The sequence below is a fragment of the Rhodococcus sp. B10 genome (assembly GCF_011770055.1).
Taxonomy (GTDB): Bacteria; Actinomycetota; Actinomycetes; order Mycobacteriales; family Mycobacteriaceae; genus Rhodococcoides; species Rhodococcoides kyotonensis_B.
Map to the genome: position 1 here is coordinate 1 of NZ_JAAFYV010000080.1, position 791 is coordinate 791.

At 64.1% G+C, this 791-nt stretch carries 1 protein-coding gene and 1 pseudogene; both read right to left on the reverse strand.

Annotated elements, in window-relative coordinates:
* Nucleotides 1-80: 80 nt before the first annotated feature.
* Nucleotides 81-668 (reverse strand): dTDP-4-dehydrorhamnose 3,5-epimerase, encoded by a 588-nt coding sequence (gene rfbC / locus RhoFasB10_RS25715; RefSeq protein WP_167679321.1) that lies wholly within the window; start codon nt 666-668, stop codon nt 81-83.
* Between the two features lie 3 nt (nt 669-671).
* A pseudogene (locus RhoFasB10_RS26535) lies at nt 672-791 on the reverse strand (glucose-1-phosphate thymidylyltransferase); the annotation flags it as partial.

Consider the following 791-nt stretch of genomic DNA (forward strand, 5'->3'; position numbering starts at 1 on the left):
ATGCGGGGCGGGCGGCTGGTGCGCGCAGGTTGCAGCGGCTGCGCATGTTGCAACGTGCGCGTGCGCTGGAAGGTGCGCGGTCAGCCGTCGTATTTGGGTAGGTATCCGGCGGTGATGGCGTCGGCGAGCGAGGGTGCGGCTTTGTCCTTGTCCGACAGTTGGTAATCGAGGGGTTGTCCGTCGCGGCTGTGGGTGGGCCAGGTGATCGCCAGGTCCGGATCGAGGGGATTCAGGTCGCGGTCGAGGGACGGGGTGTACTCGATCGAGCACAGGTACATCACCGTCGAGCCGTCTTCGAGGGACAAGATCGCATGCCCGAGACCTTCGGGCAGATACACCGCACGCCGGTCGACGTCGTCAATGAGCACACTGTCCCACTGCCCGAACGTGGGCGAACCAACCCGCAGGTCGACGATCACATCGAGGAACGCGCCCTTCACGGCGGTGACGTATTTCGCCTGCCCAGGCGGGGTGTCGGTGAAATGGATACCGCGCAGCACCCCGGCCGCGGACACCGAACAGTTCGCCTGCTGTAGCTCGAGCGGCCGCCCGATCGCCTCCTCGAACGCGGTGGATTTGAACCATTCGAAGAACACGCCACGATCGTCACCGAACTGGCGAGGGGTGAACTCGTAGGCGCCGGCGATCTTCAACTCGCGAAAACTCACGTCTTATTTCCCTCGGTCGAGCAGTTCGAGCAGGTACTGCCCGTAGCCGGATTTGACGAGCTTCTCCGCCCGCTCACGCAGTTCGTCATCGGTGATGAACCCGCGACGCCACGACACCTCCTC